Origin of the sequence: Heyndrickxia sp. FSL W8-0496 (assembly GCF_038007825.1) — a bacterium.
GTDB classification, from domain to species: domain Bacteria; phylum Bacillota; class Bacilli; order Bacillales; family Bacillaceae_C; genus Heyndrickxia; species Heyndrickxia oleronia.
The window spans coordinates 3,263,890-3,281,974 of the sequence record NZ_JBBOXX010000001.1 but is presented as its reverse complement, the minus strand read 5'-3'; the positions used below and the strand labels follow the sequence as shown (position 1 = coordinate 3,281,974).

At 34.6% G+C, this 18,085-nt stretch carries 20 protein-coding genes; all 20 read left to right on the top strand.

Annotated features, from left to right (window positions below; genetic code table 11):
- On the top strand, window positions 1-975 hold the full coding sequence (gene mraY, locus NST63_RS16520; protein WP_058002557.1) for a phospho-N-acetylmuramoyl-pentapeptide-transferase: 975 nt from the start codon (window positions 1-3) through the stop codon (window positions 973-975).
- Window positions 976-2,331 carry a UDP-N-acetylmuramoyl-L-alanine--D-glutamate ligase gene (murD, locus tag NST63_RS16515; RefSeq protein WP_341042983.1) on the top strand — a complete coding sequence of 452 codons (1,356 nt, stop codon included), beginning with the start codon at window positions 976-978 and terminating at the stop codon, window positions 2,329-2,331. It abuts the gene before it with no gap.
- A gap of 131 nt (window positions 2,332-2,462) precedes the next feature.
- Complete coding sequence (gene spoVE / locus NST63_RS16510; RefSeq protein WP_390883611.1) at window positions 2,463-3,533, top strand: stage V sporulation protein E; 1,071 nt, start codon at window positions 2,463-2,465, stop codon at window positions 3,531-3,533.
- A gap of 257 nt (window positions 3,534-3,790) precedes the next feature.
- Window positions 3,791-4,882, top strand: coding sequence for an undecaprenyldiphospho-muramoylpentapeptide beta-N-acetylglucosaminyltransferase (gene murG, locus NST63_RS16505; protein WP_341042981.1), 1,092 nt, complete (start codon window positions 3,791-3,793; stop codon window positions 4,880-4,882).
- Window positions 4,883-4,975: 93 nt separating this feature from the next.
- Complete coding sequence (locus tag NST63_RS16500; protein WP_212942024.1) at window positions 4,976-5,773, top strand: cell division protein FtsQ/DivIB; 798 nt, start codon at window positions 4,976-4,978, stop codon at window positions 5,771-5,773.
- Entirely contained in the window at window positions 5,733-6,458 is a 726-nt protein-coding gene (locus NST63_RS16495; protein WP_242598109.1) for a DUF881 domain-containing protein, read from the top strand. Before NST63_RS16500 ends, NST63_RS16495 begins: the two co-directional genes overlap by 41 nt.
- Before the next feature lie 21 nt (window positions 6,459-6,479).
- Complete coding sequence (locus NST63_RS16490; RefSeq protein WP_242598108.1) at window positions 6,480-7,190, top strand: DUF881 domain-containing protein; 711 nt, start codon at window positions 6,480-6,482, stop codon at window positions 7,188-7,190.
- 142 nt (window positions 7,191-7,332) lie between these two features.
- Entirely contained in the window at window positions 7,333-7,695 is a 363-nt protein-coding gene (locus tag NST63_RS16485; RefSeq protein WP_058002563.1) for a small basic family protein, read from the top strand.
- 134 nt (window positions 7,696-7,829) lie between these two features.
- A complete protein-coding gene (ftsA, locus tag NST63_RS16480; protein WP_058002564.1) occupies window positions 7,830-9,113 on the top strand; it encodes a cell division protein FtsA in 1,284 nt (427 codons plus the stop codon).
- A 144-nt stretch (window positions 9,114-9,257) separates the two neighbouring features.
- A complete protein-coding gene (gene ftsZ, locus NST63_RS16475; RefSeq protein ID WP_212942022.1) occupies window positions 9,258-10,409 on the top strand; it encodes a cell division protein FtsZ in 1,152 nt (383 codons plus the stop codon).
- A 249-nt stretch (window positions 10,410-10,658) separates the two neighbouring features.
- Window positions 10,659-11,585, top strand: a complete 927-nt coding sequence (gene spoIIGA, locus NST63_RS16470) for a sigma-E processing peptidase SpoIIGA (RefSeq protein ID WP_212942021.1) — start codon at window positions 10,659-10,661, stop codon at window positions 11,583-11,585.
- A 175-nt stretch (window positions 11,586-11,760) separates the two neighbouring features.
- Complete coding sequence (gene sigE / locus NST63_RS16465; RefSeq protein WP_058002567.1) at window positions 11,761-12,480, top strand: RNA polymerase sporulation sigma factor SigE; 720 nt, start codon at window positions 11,761-11,763, stop codon at window positions 12,478-12,480.
- Window positions 12,481-12,621: 141 nt separating this feature from the next.
- On the top strand, window positions 12,622-13,398 hold the full coding sequence (gene sigG / locus NST63_RS16460) for an RNA polymerase sporulation sigma factor SigG (RefSeq protein ID WP_071976633.1): 777 nt from the start codon (window positions 12,622-12,624) through the stop codon (window positions 13,396-13,398).
- Window positions 13,399-13,561: 163 nt separating this feature from the next.
- Window positions 13,562-13,834: a YlmC/YmxH family sporulation protein gene (locus tag NST63_RS16455; RefSeq protein ID WP_212942019.1), complete on the top strand. Its 273-nt coding sequence runs from the start codon at window positions 13,562-13,564 to the stop codon at window positions 13,832-13,834.
- Window positions 13,835-14,053: 219 nt separating this feature from the next.
- A complete protein-coding gene (gene pgeF / locus NST63_RS16450) occupies window positions 14,054-14,872 on the top strand; it encodes a peptidoglycan editing factor PgeF (protein ID WP_341042978.1) in 819 nt (272 codons plus the stop codon).
- Window positions 14,873-15,550, top strand: a complete 678-nt coding sequence (locus NST63_RS16445) for a YggS family pyridoxal phosphate-dependent enzyme (RefSeq protein ID WP_212942016.1) — start codon at window positions 14,873-14,875, stop codon at window positions 15,548-15,550.
- A gap of 32 nt (window positions 15,551-15,582) precedes the next feature.
- A complete protein-coding gene (locus tag NST63_RS16440) occupies window positions 15,583-16,026 on the top strand; it encodes a cell division protein SepF (protein ID WP_058002572.1) in 444 nt (147 codons plus the stop codon).
- Between the two features lie 5 nt (window positions 16,027-16,031).
- Window positions 16,032-16,292 carry a YggT family protein gene (locus tag NST63_RS16435; RefSeq protein WP_212942015.1) on the top strand — a complete coding sequence of 87 codons (261 nt, stop codon included), beginning with the start codon at window positions 16,032-16,034 and terminating at the stop codon, window positions 16,290-16,292.
- Between the two features lie 257 nt (window positions 16,293-16,549).
- Window positions 16,550-17,326 (top strand): YlmH family RNA-binding protein, encoded by a 777-nt coding sequence (locus NST63_RS16430; RefSeq protein WP_212942014.1) that lies wholly within the window; start codon window positions 16,550-16,552, stop codon window positions 17,324-17,326.
- Between the two features lie 232 nt (window positions 17,327-17,558).
- Window positions 17,559-18,065 (top strand): DivIVA domain-containing protein, encoded by a 507-nt coding sequence (locus tag NST63_RS16425; RefSeq protein WP_058002575.1) that lies wholly within the window; start codon window positions 17,559-17,561, stop codon window positions 18,063-18,065.
- Window positions 18,066-18,085 lie beyond the last annotated feature (20 nt).

Here is an 18,085-nt window from a genome sequence, read left to right as displayed (position 1 = left end):
ATGATGGAGCAAGTGATTTTCTTTACCATTTTAATGGGGTTTTTAATTACAGCACTTCTATCCCCAATATTTATCCCCTTTTTAAGAAGATTAAAATTTGGGCAAAGTATTCGTGAGGAGGGGCCAAAGTCACATCAAAAGAAAACGGGTACACCGACTATGGGTGGAATCGTAATTATCTTATCAATCGTTATTACGACATTAGTCATGACATATAAATTTTCTGAGCCATCGGTAAAAACCTATCTTCTCCTATTGGTAACTTTAGGCTTTGGGTTGCTAGGCTTTTTAGATGATTTTATTAAAGTTGTCCTAAAACGTAACTTAGGGTTAACTTCAAAGCAAAAGCTGCTCGGGCAAATTATTATTTCCGTCATATTTTATGTTGTCTTTCGCCAATCCCAATTTTCAACTGAGATTACCATTCCAGGTACTGGTTACTCATTTGATTTAGGTTGGTTTTATTTAGTGTTTATAATCTTTTGGTTAGTCGGATTTTCAAATGCGGTTAATTTAACAGATGGACTGGATGGACTTGTGTCAGGAACTTCAGCAATTGCTTTTGGTGCACTAGCTGTATTAGCCTGGAATCAGTCAAATTATGATGTGGCCGTTTTTTCAGTTGCTGTTGTGGGGGCAGTCCTTGGTTTTCTTGTATTTAATGCTCACCCAGCAAAAGTGTTTATGGGTGATACGGGATCATTAGCACTTGGAGGTGCTATAGCTACTATTGCTATTTTAACAAAGCTAGAGATAATACTTATCATAATTGGTGGAGTATTTGTTATTGAAACATTATCTGTTATTTTACAGGTCATTTCTTTTAAAACAACAGGGAAAAGAATCTTTCGGATGAGTCCATTGCACCATCATTATGAATTAGTTGGATGGTCTGAATGGAGAGTAGTTGTCACTTTTTGGACAGTAGGATTATTATGCGCAATTTTAGCAATTTATATCGAGGTGTGGTTGTAAGTGAAAATAATTAATAACTATCAACATAAAAAAATACTTGTATTGGGATTAGCGAAGAGCGGGGTTAGTGCTGCCTCGCTTTTACATAAATTAGGAGCCTTTGTTACGGTAAATGACTATAAGCCATTAAATGAAAATCCTGAGGCACAGGGGTTATTAGAACAAGGGATTAAAGTAATTTGTGGCTGTCATCCGATTGAATTATTAGATGAGGGTTTCGAATTAATTGTCAAAAATCCTGGTATACCATACACTAATCCATTAGTAGCAGGAGCGATTGAACGTGGAATACCTGTTATCACCGAGGTTGAACTAGCCTATCAGATTTCTGAAGCTGAATTAATCGGAATTACAGGTACAAATGGTAAAACAACGACTACAACCTTGATCTTTGAAATACTACAAGCAAATGAAGGAACCAATCCATTAATTGCTGGAAATATTGGGACCGTCGCATCGGAAGTTGCTGAAACTGCGACAAAAGATAATCAAATGGTGGTAGAGCTCTCGTCATTTCAATTAATGGGGATTCGGTCTTTCCGTCCACATATTGCAATAATAACAAACATCTATGAAGCGCATTTAGATTATCATGGAACAAAGAAAGAATATGCACAGGCAAAAGCAAATATTACTAGAAATCAATTAGAAGACGACTATTTAATTGTTAATGCTGATCAGGAGGAATTATTAGAGCTCATTTCATTTACGAAAGCGAAAATCATTCCATTTTCAGCGAATAAACCATTAGCAGAAGGGTGTTCGATTGCAAATGGTATGATTACTTTTCTAGGAGAAGAAATCATTCCTAGAAGTGATATTGTTCTTCCAGGAGAACATAATTTGGAGAATATTATGGCTGCTATTGCTGCAACCAAGCTGATGGGGGTGCAAAATCAAGCCATTCGAAAAGTATTAACTACTTTTAAAGGGGTTAAACACCGTACACAATTTGTTGAGGAAATTGCTGGTAGAAAATTTTATAATGATTCAAAGGCAACGAATATTTTAGCTGCACAAAGTGCGCTAAACGCATTTTCTGAACCCATTATTTTATTGGCTGGTGGACTTGATCGAGGCAATGGATTCGATGAGTTAATTCCATCTCTTAAAAATGTGAAAGCGATGATAACATTTGGTCAAACAGCTGAAAAGCTAGAAAAGGTTGCAGAAATAGCGGGAATAGAAACCGTTCATCGTGTCGATAATGTTGAAAAGGCAGTACCAGTTGCTTTTGAATTGTCAAAGCCTGGGGATGTTATCTTACTTTCACCTGCTTGTGCAAGTTGGGATCAATATAAAACTTTTGAAGTTCGCGGTGATATTTTTATCGATGCCGTGCATAAGTTAAAATAAGAGCAAAAAAGAAGAACGTATTGGTCGTTGAAGATTCCTTTACGTTTAACATCTTGAGAATGAACACCTAGCTCAAATATTTCACTCTCGAGGTGTTGACTTTGCCAGTAAAAAAATCAAATCCTGATATCATGTTAATTATCGTCACATTATTATTATTAACAGTTGGACTTATAATGGTTTATAGTGCTAGTGCAATATGGGCAAACTATAAATTTGATGATTCCCTCTTCTTTGCAAAACGCCAGTTATTGTTTGCTGGTGTGGGTGTACTAGCTATGTTTTTCATAATGAATGTCGATTATTGGACATGGCGCTCATGGGCTAAAACGATCTTAATTATATGCTTTGTTCTGCTAGTTTTAGTTCTTATACCTGGGATCGGAATGGAGAGAAATGGTTCAAGAAGTTGGATCGGAGTTGGGGCTTTTTCAATCCAACCTTCTGAATTTATTAAGTTAGCAATGATAGCCTTTTTAGCAAAGTTTTTATCGGAGCAGCAAAAGTATATTACGACCGTAAAAAAAGGACTAGTTCCCTCGCTTTCCCTTGTTTTCCTTGCATTTGGAATGATTATGCTGCAACCAGATTTAGGAACTGGAACGGTTATGTTAGGAACTTGTGTTATTATGATTTTTATAGCGGGAGCAAGAATTTTGCATTTTGCAATACTTGGTTTAATAGGTGTTGCTGGGTTTGTTGCATTAATTCTCTCTGCACCATATCGAATGGCCCGTATCACGTCATTTTTAGATCCATGGCAAGATCCACAAGGTGCAGGATTTCAAATTATCCAATCACTATTTGCAATCGGACCAGGAGGTTTATTTGGACTTGGTTTAGGGGAAAGCCGCCAGAAGTTCTTTTATCTCCCGGAACCGCAAACAGATTTTATTTTCGCGATATTAGCTGAAGAACTAGGCTTTATCGGAGGAACATTTGTCTTACTATTATTTGCTCTATTACTTTGGCGCGGGATTCGGATCGCTCTTGGGGCTCCAGATCTTTACGGTAGTTTTTTAGCTGTTGGTATTATTTCCATGGTTGCTATTCAGGTAATGATTAATATTGGCGTAGTAACTGGTTTAATGCCAGTAACGGGGATTACTTTACCATTTTTAAGCTATGGGGGATCTTCACTTACACTTATGCTAATGGCTATAGGTGTCCTTCTAAATATTAGTCGCTATTCAAGAATTTAATTTGTTTTAGTGCTGTAAGGAAGTGTGGGAGCAGAGAAAAGTTGGACTAACCTAACTTTGGCAAGTACAGAATTTAATATTATTCTATTTATTGAGAGAAGAAACCCTATTTAAGGGTTTTTTTACATTTGTTCTACAGTAGTATTACAATCATATAAATATTCTTTTACTGGGCAAGAAAACTGGTTTAGAATATAGTATGATAGGAAAGTCATATTACAATTAAAAAACTGTGTTAATATTTTTGAGGTGAAAAAATGAAAATCGTTGTAAGCGGTGGTGGTACAGGAGGACATATCTATCCTGCACTTGCTTTAATAAGAACTATACAAGCGAAACATCCGAATACTGAATTTTTATATATAGGTACAGAAAAAGGGCTAGAATCTAAATTAGTTACAAGAGAAAATATTCCCTTTCAATCGATTCAGATTACAGGTATAAAAAGATCCATATCTTTAGAAAATATAAAAACATTCATTCGTTTCTTTAAAGGTGTTAAAGATTGTAAAAGATTATTAAAATCTTTTAAACCTGATGTAGTCATAGGAACAGGTGGCTATGTTTGTGGTCCTGTTGTATACGCAGCAGCAAAGCAAAAAATTCCAACTATTATTCATGAACAAAACAGTATTCCTGGCTTAACAAATAAGTTTTTAAGTAGATATGTAAATAAGGTGGCGACTTGTTTTGATTCTGCAGGTGAGTTTTTCCCAAAGGAAAAAGTAGTCTTAACAGGTAATCCACGCGCTTCTGAAGTAATTGGTGAGCAAAATAAAGACATTCTTCAATCGTTAGGCTTAAGTGCCAACAAGAAAACAGTACTAATAGTTGGCGGGAGTAGAGGGGCAAGGCCGATAAATGAAGCAGTTATAAAATCATTAGCTGAATTTGCAGAAAAACCATACCAAATCGTATATGTAACTGGTGAAGTCCATTTCAATGAAGTTGAAAAGGAAGTTTCATTAGTAGGAAAGCCAGAAAATATTGTTGTAGCTCCTTTCATACATAATATGCCAGACCTCTTAAGAGGGGTTGATTTAGTAATTTCCCGTGCGGGTGCAACTACTTTAGCTGAAATTACTGCACTTGGACTGCCAAGTATATTAATACCTAGTCCATATGTTACCAATAACCATCAAGAAAAAAACGCCAGTGCACTAACAGAAAAAGGTGCAGCTACAATGCTCCTTGAAAACAATTTAACCGGGCCGCAATTAATTAAATCGATCGATGAAATTTTACTTAATGATGAGAAAATAATTAAAATGAAAAAAGCAGCAAAAGGTATGGGCATACCGGATGCATCTGATCGGTTATTTAAAGTCATGCAGGATGTGATTGAATAATAATCTCTCTAGCAATGATCTTATAAAAAATTGAAGGACGGTTGAGCCGTTCTTCATTTTTTGAATGAATGAAAAATGAAAGGAGGGACACCTATGTCTGAAAGAAAAATTGTATCTTTAGAAGATCGGATTCCAAAGTTGAAAGAGCAAAGGAAAAGGAAGGCCAATCGAAGGTTAATATTTTTAATCTCAATTTTTTTTCTATTAATCCTCTTTGTTGTTTATTTCCAATCTCCTCTAAGTCATGTTAAAAATATCAAAGTAGCAGGTAACCAATTAGTTGATACAGAAACAGTAATAAAAAAGATGGGGATCTCAAATAAAACAAATATTTGGAGCATCGATAAGAAAAAAACGACTTCTAAATTATTAACTATTCCCGAAGTAAAAAAAGCAACGGTTAAGATAAATTTTCCAAACCATGTGATGGTGCAAATTAAGGAACACTCTGCTGTAGCGAACTTATCCGATGGTACAAAACTTTTAACTGTACTTGAAAGCGGAAATATAGTTAATCAAAAAGGCAATTCTCAAAGTAATATTCCGATTTTAACCAACTTTAAAAAAGGGAAAATTCTTAAAGCAATGGTGGAGCAAATTCAACAGTTGCCTAAAGAGATTATCAATTCAATTTCAGAGATTAACTATTCTCCTAAAAAAACCGATATATATCATATAACCTTATATATGAATGATGGTTTCGAGGTTTCAGCAACGATTCGAACGTTAGCAAGTAAAATTATCTACTACCCATCTATTGTTAACCAACTTGATCCGAATGTAAAAGGGGTCATCGATTTAGAAGTTGGTTCAACCTTCAAACCTTTTAAAACGGAGGTGAAGGAGGAAGATGGCCAAAAGAATGTTGAAAACCAAGAAAATGAAAGGTAAATATGTCATACTTGCATTTGTCAGTCTCGTATTAGGTTTTATGCTTGCTTTTTCATATAACACAGTAAATAAGGATGAAAAGACTAAAAATCATTTTTCGGATCCACAGTTTGTTAGGGAAAATGAATTACGTAATCAATTACTTAAGCAACAAAAGGAAAATCGTCAATTACAAAAGGAATTGTATGAAAAGCAAAATAAAGTTCGTTCCATAGAAAAAGATTTATCGAAAGAAGAGACAGTTTTTTATAATCTTGCTGAAGACGCTGAAAAATATCGGATGTTTTTAGGAAAGGTAAAAGTCCAGGGAAAAGGTTTAATCGTCACCCTAAAGGATGGAGATTATGATCCAAAAGAGGAAAATGTAAATAATTACATTGTACATGACCGTCATGTTTTTAAAGTAATTAATGAACTATATATTGCAGGGGCTACTGCGATTGCTGTTAATGGACAAAGAATAAACCATAGTTCGTACATTATTTGTACCGGACCTGTTATCACAGTAGATGGTATACCATTTCCTGAGCCCTTTACGATAACAGCCCTTGGAGACCCTGGTATTCTAGAATCTGCCTTATCCATTACTGGTGGTGTAAAAGACCAATTAGTAAACGATAATATAATTTTTACGATGGAAAAGAAGAATCAAATACAAATAGAGCCTATTCTTGGCGAATCCTAAGAGAAGAAAAGGTGAAAAGGAGTGGGCACGAAGTTTAAGCTGAGTATGACCGTCATTTCGATTATCATTGGTTTTATGCTAGCTATTCAATTTCAAACGATCAAAAAGCCTAAGGTTAGAGACACACGTGATATGTGGGAGCTTAGGGAGGATTTATTAAAGGAGCAGGATTTACAATCCAAATTACTAAAAGAAATTTCCTCAAATGAGGAACGAATAGAAAAATATGAGGCAAAGGTAAAGGATAGTAAAGAGCAGGCCTTAAAAGAAACATTAGATGAACTAAAAAAAGAGGCAGGACAAACCGAAGTAAATGGTCCTGGTATAGTTATTAAAATTGATGTCCTAAAAGAGGCTTTATTGTTGGGAGAAAAGGTAAAGGATGTCTCTCCAGTTCTTTTAAAACGCCTTGTTAATGATCTGAATATGTACGGGGCAAAACAGATTTCCATTGATGGTGAAAGAGTTATAAATACTACGGTAATTCGTGATATTAATGGTGATACAAAGATTAATGGCCATTCCATTAATCAATACCCACTTGAGGTTAAAGTTATTGCAGAAAATAGTGAATCAGCAGATAAACTTTATAACCGAATTCAGGTTTCACCTGTTATTGATGAATTTTTTGTTGATAATTTACAGGTAATGATAGGAAAACCAGAGGAATCAATTAGTATACCGGCGTATGATGATAGCATTAGAATTCGTTATATGAAGCCCGTTAAATAGTGGATTATGTCGCATGGATTGTTCAATTACTGATTTTCTTTAGGAGATTTTTGTATTCGTACACTTGATTGATTGAAGATATATTGGAAAAATATTTTTGAATCATGATAGTAGCCTAATTGTAAAAAAGGAGAGGGTGGAAATGTGGCTACCAGTTTTTGGTCTAATAATAGGGGTTATTTTAGGATTATTAACAGATATCCGTATCCCTGAAGAATATGCCAACTATCTCTCCATAGCTGTTCTAGCGGCATTAGACACATTATTTGGGGGGATTCGAGCCTATCTTCAAAACATCTACGAAACGATGGTTTTTGTTTCAGGTTTCTTTTTTAATATAATTCTTGCTGCAAGTTTAGCTTTTCTAGGAGTTCATCTTGGTGTAGACTTATATTTAGCTGCAATATTTGCCTTTGGAGTAAGACTGTTTCAAAATATTGCAGTTATACGGAGAATATTACTTGCTAAATGGACGACTAAAAAAGGAAATATGAAAAAAAGTTAAACTTTTTAAAGGGAATTCTTCTCATATGTCGAATTATTTTATATTATATATTCAAAAGATAATGTTTGATAACTAATGATTAAAATAAAAAAATGAATGTGGCAAAGAAATTTAGCAAAGGGAGGTGCCATGGTATGAACAACAATGAAATATATGTAAGTCTTGACATCGGTACATCCAGCGTTAAAGTGATTATTGGTGAGATGGTAAATGACTCGCTAAATATCATTGGTGTTGGGAATGTAAAATCCGAAGGAATTAGAAAAGGTTCTATTGTTGATATAGATGAAACAGTTAAATCTATTCGAAAAGCAGTTGAGCAAGCAGAAAGAATGATAGGCATGAATATCAATCATGTCATTGTTGGAATAGCAGGAAACCATGTGATGCTTCAAAGCTGTCATGGGGTAGTTGCTGTTTCGAGTGAAAATCGAGAAATAACTGATGAAGATGTGGCAAGGGTCATGGATGCGGCACAAGTCATATCCATTCCACCTGAACGAGAAATTATTAATGTAATCCCTAGACAATTTATTGTTGATGGGTTAGATGAAATAAATGATCCACGTGGAATGATAGGGGTTCGCTTGGAAATGGAAGGCACCATTGTCACAGGATCAAAAACTATATTACATAACACATTACGTTGTGTTGAAAGGGCAGGTTTAGAAATAACTGAAATTGTCCTTCAACCATTAGCAGCAGGGGCAGTAGCTTTATCTAAAGATGAGAAAAACCTTGGCACTGTTTTAATCGATATTGGAGGAGGTTCTACCACTCTAGCTGTTTTTGAAAATGGCTTTATAAAAAGCACTAGTGTACTTCCGATAGGCGGAGAACATATCACAAAGGACCTATCGATTGTACTTAGAACTTCAACGGAAGATGCTGAACGAATTAAGGTAAAAAATGGACATGCCTTTAGTGAAGATGCAGAAGCTGATGAAGTATTTAGTGTCCCAATTATAGGTAGCGATCAACATCAGCAATTTAATCAATTAGAAATATCTGATATTATAGAAGCTAGATTAGAAGAAGTTTTTGACTTTGTTTTAGAAGAGTTGAAACGCATGGGAATGGTAGATCTCCCTGGTGGAATTGTATTAACCGGTGGAAGTGTCAATTTACCAGGTGTTATGGAATTAGCTGCCTCGGTATTTCAAAACCGTGTAAGAATAGCAATACCTGATTATATTGGTGTAAGAGAACCTCAATATACTACTGCGGTTGGATTGATCCAATATGCTTATAAGAATGCTAGATTGCAAGGGCGAAATGTCAGTGCAGCACCTGCTCATTTTGAACATGTCGAAAAAAAGTCAGCTAAAAAGCCGCAACCAAAGCAAAAAACGGAAAAACAACCAGAAGAGAAAATTTCGACAAGAATGAAAAAATTCTTTGGCTACTTTTTTGAGTAAAGCTTTTTCTAACAAATTAAATAGTTGGACACAGGTTAAGTTTATAATTAAAAAATGATATAAAATATTCAATGATATTTCGGATGTAGCCGTTTAAGAAAAAGAATATCTTGTTGAAATATGGACGAATTAGGAGGATCTGTCATGCTGGAATTCGATACAAATTTAGATTCATTAGCAACGATAAAAGTAATAGGCGTAGGCGGTGGCGGTAATAATGCTGTAAACCGTATGATCGAACATGATGTTCAAGGTGTTGAATTTATTGCTGTTAATACTGATGCGCAAGCTTTAAATCTATCAAAAGCTGAAATAAAAATGCAAATTGGTGCAAAATTGACGAGAGGATTAGGTGCAGGGGCTAATCCTGAAGTAGGAAAAAAGGCTGCTGAAGAAAGCAAGGAACAAATTGAAGAAGCTTTAAGAGGAGCAGATATGGTATTTGTTACTGCTGGTATGGGTGGCGGAACAGGAACTGGTGCGGCACCTGTCATTGCACAAATTGCTAGAGATTTAGGTGCTTTAACTGTCGGTGTTGTTACAAGACCATTTTCTTTTGAAGGTAGAAAACGTGCAACACAAGCTGCAGGCGGTATTGCTTCAATGAAGGAAGCAGTAGATACCCTTATCGTTATTCCTAATGATCGATTATTAGAGATTGTTGATAAGAGTACTCCAATGCTTGAAGCATTCCGTGAGGCAGATAATGTACTTCGTCAAGGGGTTCAAGGTATTTCAGATTTAATCGCAACTCCAGGATTAATTAATCTTGACTTTGCTGATGTTAAAACGATAATGACCAATAAGGGTTCTGCACTTATGGGTATTGGTGTGGCAACAGGTGAGAATCGTGCTGCAGAAGCAGCGAAAAAGGCAATTTCTTCTCCACTTCTTGAAAAATCAATCGATGGAGCACAAGGCGTGTTAATGAATATTACTGGTGGAGTAAATCTAAGTCTTTACGAAGTTCAAGAGGCAGCCGATATTGTTGCTTCTGCTTCTGATCAGGAAGTAAATATGATTTTTGGATCAGTAATCAATGAAGATCTAAAAGATGAAATTGTTGTAACAGTTATTGCAACAGGATTTACAGAAGAAATTGGACAGCAAAAGCCTGTAAGTAGACCATCCTTCGGTGTTGGACAGCAAAAACAACCTGTTAATCCAACGGTTAAACGTGAACGTGAACCGAAGCGTGAAGAAGTACAGGAACCTATTCGACAAGTAAATCAACAAGTGGAGGATACTTTAGATATCCCTACATTTTTAAGAAATAGAAATCGTAGAAATCAATAAGAAAGAAAGAATTGTCTAATAAGGGGTCACTCCCTTACCAGACAATTCTTTTTTTTATCCTCAAAATTCTTATGATAGCCCCTATTTAAGGTCATTAGACAACGAATTTTAATTTGACAAAATTCGAACGAAATCTTGAAAACTTCTCTAATTTCCCATACAAGAAATGACACACTTCAAACAGGTATGTACGATACCATTAAGAAAAGCTGGTATGAATAAAAAAACATAGCAATTGGGGGGATAGGTTTGGTCGTCTATATGGACGTGATATGGCTTTTAAACTTCATTGTAGACGTGATGCTACTCTGGATAACTGCCATTATAATGAAACGTCCAATATCAAAATGGAAGCTTTTACTTGGAGGTTTAATCGGATCTTTACTAATTGTTATGAGTCTGACTCCGTTATCAGCTTATGCAGGAAACCCATTCATCAAATTACTTTTTTCCTTCGTAATGGTCTTTACAGTTTTTGGTTATAAACGCTTGAAATATTTTATATCCAATGTTCTTACCTTTTATTTTGTTACTTTTTTAACTGGTGGCATTTTAATCGGAGTTCATTATTTTATTCAATTTGATTTTCAATTGCAAAGTTCAGTGTTCCTAGCATCAGTTAGAGGATTTGGTGATCCGATTAGTTGGCTGTTCATACTATTTGGCATTCCAATTGCGTGGTATTTCTCTAAGAAAAGGATTGAAACATTTGAAATAACGACCATTCAATTTGATCAATTAGTAGATGTCATGGTCGAGATAAATGGAGTTTCTATTCAAGTGAAAGGTCTTATAGATAGTGGAAACCAGCTTTACGATCCATTATCAAGGCAGCCTGTAATGATCATCTCAACCCAATCATTTAGAAACGAGCTTCCTATAGAAATTATAGAGGCTATAGAGCATTCAGAGAATTTTTTGCAAGGGAAAACGGAATTACCTTCTGATTGGAGTGAAAGAGTTCGATTCATACCCGCAAAGACTGTTAATAAAGGAAATCAACTTTTGCTTGCGTATAAACCAGATCAAATGATTATTCAAAAAGATCATGAAAGATGGAATGTACAAAAAGCGTTAATATCATTTTCAAATCATGCCTTATCAAGTGAAGATGCATTCCAATGCATCGTTCATCCCAAAATGTTAACAGGTATCTCAATAAAATCAGTATCTTAAACGAAGGCTGCTTTCATATAGTTTGTTGCTTTTGTATAAGCACTGCTGCCTGCTATACCAACTAGGCTTTAGTGGTATTAGATGTTTGTAACTCTTGCCTAAACGAAAAAAAGTTAAATTCAATTGTTACTATAACTATACTCCTAAGATTATCTATTTAGAAGGAGGACATGAGATGAAAAAATTAAAAATAAAATTATCTTATTATTGGTACAAAGTACTTTTAAAATTGGGGTTAAAAACAGATGAAATCTATTATATTGGTGGAAGTGAAGCATTGCCACCACCCCTAACAAAAGAAGAGGAGGAAGTTTTATTAGAAAAGCTGCCAAAAGGTGATATGGCTGCACGATCTTTGCTCATTGAAAGAAATTTAAGATTAGTTGTATACATTGCCCGAAAATTTGAAAATACAGGTATCAATATTGAAGATTTAATAAGTATCGGAACAATTGGATTAATAAAAGCAGTAAATACATTTAACCCTGAAAAGAAAATAAAGTTAGCTACATATGCATCAAGATGTATCGAAAATGAAATTTTAATGTATTTGCGTAGAAATAATAAAATTCGATCAGAAGTATCCTTTGATGAGCCATTAAACATTGATTGGGATGGGAATGAATTATTATTATCAGATGTTCTTGGTACTGAAGAGGATATTATTACAAAAGACATCGAAGCAAATGTGGATAAAAAGTTATTATTTAATGCTCTGCATCAATTATCTCCACGTGAAAAGCAAATCATGGAGCTCCGATTTGGTCTACTCGGGGGAGAGGAGAAAACACAAAAAGATGTAGCAGATATGTTAGGTATTTCACAGTCATATATATCAAGGTTGGAAAAAAGAATCATTAAACGATTAAAAAAAGAATTTAATAAAATGGTTTAAAAAAATATTTTTTTGAAACGCTATTTCTATCAGTAATTAGAGGATTTAACCATCTATCACAAATTTCATTTCATGCATAAATTTCCCACCCAAGGAGATACTTAATTTTGAACAGCAGCTCCTATAAGGGGGGGAAAAGACTTGAAGCGAAATAAAGTTGAAATTTGTGGGGTCGATACATCAAAGCTTCCTGTGTTAAAAAACGAAGAGATGAGAGAATTGTTAAAAAAAATGCATGAAGGAGATTTATATGCAAGAGAGAAGCTTGTAAACGGTAATTTAAGACTTGTATTAAGTGTTATACAGCGTTTTAATAACCGTGGTGAGTATGTAGATGATCTTTTTCAAGTTGGATGTATTGGACTAATGAAATCAATTGATAATTTTGATTTAAGTCAAAATGTGAGATTTTCTACTTATGCGGTGCCAATGATTATTGGAGAAATACGTAGATATTTACGTGACAATAATCCAATCCGTGTCTCAAGGTCACTACGAGATATTGCTTATAAAGCGCTGCAAGTACGAGAAAAACTAATGAGTAAAACATCGAGGGAGCCTACAGCAGAAGAAATAGCAAAGGTATTGGAAGTACCACACGAGGAAATTGTATTTGCTCTTGATGCAATACAAGATCCAGTATCCTTATTCGAACCTATCTATAATGATGGGGGAGACCCTATTTATGTAATGGATCAGCTAGGTGATGAAAAAAATCGTGATACGAATTGGGTGGAAGAAATTGCATTACAAGAAGGGTTGCGCAGGTTAAATGACCGAGAAAAACTCATTATTAGAAAACGATTTTTTCAAGGGAAAACGCAAATGGAAGTTGCTGAAGAAATTGGTATTTCCCAAGCTCAAGTATCACGTTTAGAAAAGGCTGCCATTAAACAAATGAATAAGAATATCCAATAGTAGGACAAGTATCCCGTTTTTGGCGGGGTACTTGTCCTACATTATTTTAATGAAAGCTATTTTATTCTTTTGAGAAGATCAACTAAAGCCATTCCTAAAAAAATCAACTAAAGCATATACATGTAATATCATTGATTGGAATGATTTTTAAGGAGTGGTAAATTTGGTGAGAATATCAGAATTCCAAGTAAAAGATGTGGTGAGTATTTCTGATGGCCGAAAATTAGGAAATGTGGGTGATATTGATATTAATCTAGATACAGGAAAAATAGACAGTATTATCGTTGGAGGTTCTGGAAAAATATTAGGATTCTTTGGGAAAGAGGAGGAATTCATTATACCATGGAGTAATATTGTAAAAATTGGCGCGGACGTCATTCTTGTTAGATTTCGTGATCAAAATTACATGCAACAACAATTATCAGAACCGAAATAATCAATGATTAGGTTTGAGACAGATTATTCAGTTCTCCACCATTTATGTGTCTCAAACACAGGTCTTGAGACACATTTTTTCTCCTCAATTCCTCTTTATCTGTCACAATCTCTTTTTGAACGAGTGATTGGTTTACAGTTTTTGAATGAACCAAAACGTAATCTGTGATAAACTATAAAAAAGAATCTAAGGTTAAGAACCTTATTAGGAGTTACGATTATGAGCGAACCTTTCCAAAAAAAAGAGAAAGAGTTTTTTATCATTGAAAATTGGAATCAGATAAATTCCCGGCTAATTGCTGGATTTACAACAAAGCTAGGCGGCCAAAGTGAAGAACAATATGCCTCATTAAATTTTGGATTTCATGTAGGTGATGACAAAAAGAGTGTACAATCAAACCGGAAACTACTTTCTAAGAAGCTTGGATTCCCCCTTGATCATTGGATAGGAGCCGAGCAAACACACGATACATATATAGCAAAAGTGGATCATGCTGATGCTGGAAAAGGAGCACTTGATTATTCAAGCAGTATCCAACGGACTGATGGACTATTTACAGGGGAAGAAGATATTCTTCTCACTCTTTGTTTTGCTGATTGTGTGCCTTTATTCTTTTACGCGCCAAATCATCATATTATTGGCATAGCTCATGCAGGCTGGAAAGGAACAGTAAATGGGATTGCCAAAGAAATGGTTGATAAATGGAATCAGGAAGGAATTAAACCAGAAGAAATTAACGTGGTAATTGGTCCATCTATTTGCAAAAATTGTTATATCGTCGATGATCGAGTGATTGAGAAAGTAAATACCTGGGTAGAAGATGATTGTCCATACCAAGAAATATCTGGTGGACAATATCATTTAGATTTAAAAAAATTAAATCAAATGATTCTTTTAAACGCAGGAGTTAAACTGGAAAATATTGAACTCACTAATTATTGTACGAGTTGTGATCATCAAGAATTTTTTTCTCATCGACGTGATCATGGAAAAACAGGAAGAATGCTTAGTTTTATTGGTTTGAAAGGAGATATTTAAATGAAAGTGGTTGAAAATCTTTCAATCATTAATGAAAAAATTAAAGCAGCATGTGAAAGATCTAATAGAAACTCGGAAGAAATTAAACTTATTGCAGTTACGAAATATGTAACAACTGAACGTGCACAGGAAGCACTTCAGGCAGGGGTTAACAATTTGGGAGAAAATCGTGATGAAGGTCTATTAAATAAATGGGAAACAATAGGAAACGATGCAGTTTGGCATTTCATAGGCTCTTTGCAAACTAGAAAAGTCAAAAATATTATTGATAAAGTATCTTTTATTCATTCCCTAGACCGACTTTCTCTGGCAGAAGAAATAAATAAGCGTGCCAATAAGCCAATATCTTGTTTTGTACAGGTTAATGTATCAGGGGAAGAATCTAAGCATGGCATTAGTCCAGAGAATGTGGTAAATTTTATACATGATTTAAAAGATTTCGAAAACATTAAAGTGATTGGTTTAATGACAATGGCACCACTGACTGAAAATGTAGAAATCATTCGTCAAAGTTTTCGTGGATTGAAAGAACTTCAAGTGAAAATTCAAGAATTACAGCTTGATTATGCACCATGTAATGAATTATCAATGGGAATGTCTAATGACTATACAATAGCGATTGAAGAAGGTGCTACATATATTCGAATTGGTACGTCATTAGTTGGCGATGAAGGATGAAATAAGCAGGTCATCTTATTGGAGGTGTGAACATGGGGATAAAAACAAAGTTGAAATCATTTTTTTTATTAGATGATGAATATGAATATACAGAAGAAGAAAAGATGGATAGTGAGCCAGAGCGGGAACAATATACAAAGCCTGCTAATCAGAGGCAAAATGTAGTGAGCCTCCAAAGTGTTCAAAAGTCTTCATCTTCTAAAGTGATTTTATTTGAACCAAGGGTTTATGCAGAAGCTCAAGATATTGCAGATCATTTAAAAAATAGACGAGCTGTCGTTGTTAATTTGCAAAGAATTGAGCATGATCAAGCCAAAAGAATTATAGATTTCTTAAGTGGTACAGTCTATGCAATTGGTGGAGATATCCAAAGAATTGGTACGGATATATTCTTATGTACTCCAGATAATGTAGAAGTATCAGGGAATATTTCCGATTTAATTCAACATAGTGAATTTGATTCGAGGTGGTCTTAAAAGGAATGTTATTTTTAGTAACTATTTTATTAGAAGCAGTTAAAATTTACTCGTATATTATTATTATTTATATTTTTATGTCATGGTTTAATGCTCAACAATCTTCTATTGGACAAATTTTCGGGCGAATTTGTGAACCTTATTTAGAACAATTTAGGAGGTTTATTCCACCTATTGGGATGATTGATATTTCTCCAATTGTAGCTATTATCGTATTAAGATTAGCTAGCTATGGGATTAGACAGATTTATTTATGGACCATCTAGGTAGTAATCATACTACCTTTTTCTTTTTGGCTCTTATCTCAAACATTGTTGCTATTTAAGTGAGTTTTAACGTAAAATCATCAACCGAAGACCTTACACCTTTCTTTTACTGAGAAATGAGCTGCTACAAACTCCATATGAATCGCTGGATTCCTTTATTGAGCGTAAAAGTCGGCAGTTTGGCTTTTACACAACCAACAAACTATACGAAAACAGTCTTCTTTTTCTATAGTAATCAATAAGTATAAGAGGTATTTATGGATAATATATATCAACATTTTAGATCAGAGGAAAAAGATTTTATTGATCAAGTCATTCAATGGAAACAGTTTGTCGAAGATCGTTATGCACCAAAGCTAATTGATTTTTTAGATCCTCGGCAAATACATATTCTGAAATCAATCATTGGCAATGAACAAAGTGTGAAATACGGGATTTTTGGTGGGAATTCTGATTGTGAGCGAAACAGAGTTCTCCTATATCCAGATTACTATTCTCCATCATCTGAAGATTACCAAATTGCTTTACTAGAAGTAAAATATCCATCCAAATTTGTTACATTGACGCATCGACAGGTGTTGGGGACGCTTATGTCTATTGGATTAAAACGCGAAAAGTTTGGCGATATTTTATGCAAAAATGAGCGTATACAGTTTTTTATTGCAAAAGAATTGCTGGATTATATTAAGCTTGAGTTCCAACAGATCGGTAAAACATCCATTCAACTTCTAGAAATCCCGCTAAGTGATGCAATATCAACTGGAGAAGTTTGGCAAGAAATTCAAACGACAGTGAGTTCATTACGTTTGGATGCTGTTCTATCTTCTGTATACAATATTTCTAGACAAAAAGCACAAACGCTTATAGCCCATGGTTTGGTAAAAATAAATTGGAGGATTGTGGAACAATCAGCCTTTATTTGTGAAGAAGGGGACGTATTGTCTGCAAGAGGACATGGAAGGTGTAAGCTGCTTTCATTCGACGGGAAAACCAAAAAAGAAAAATGGCGAATAAAAGCTGGTGTGTTGAAATAATTTGAAAAAGTTGCAGGAAAATCCCCACAAACTGTCGAATATCGGTATAATAGAGTTAAGAGTTCAACCGTCTTAGCTTGAAGTTTTTAACTTTCAGGGGCTAGCGTTGAAGCTAAAGGCAAGCGCCTTGATATCTATTGATTATAGATAAAATGTTTTCTGGTCTTGTTTCTGGGACTTAATCATACAAGTTATTAAAGATTAAATTTGAATACATTGTGGAGGTGGCAGAATGCCTTTAACACCATTGGATATACATAATAAAGAATTTAGTAGAGGTTTTCGAGGATATGATGAGGACGAAGTAAATGAATTCCTCGACCAAATTATTAAGGATTATGAAATTATCATTCGTGAGAAAAAAGAGTTGGAAGAAACGTTAAACTCTCTTAATGAACGCTTAGGACATTTTACCAACATAGAGGAAACACTGCATAAGTCTATAGTTGTTGCTCAAGAAGCGGCTGAGGAAGTTCGTGGCAATGCGCAAAAGGAATCGAAGTTAATTATTAGAGAAGCTGAGAAAAATGCAGATAGAATTGTTAATGAAGCATTGTCAAAGGCTAGAAAAATTGCTTTAGAAATTGAAGAATTGAAAAAGCAATCAAAGGTTTTCCGTACAAGATTTAAGATGTTAATCGAAGCTCAATTAGATTTGTTAAAAAATGATGATTGGGACCATTTAATGGAATTTGAAATTGATGCTACAGAATTAAATCTTGAAGAAGAAATGAAATAATCTTGACGAAATGAAATTAT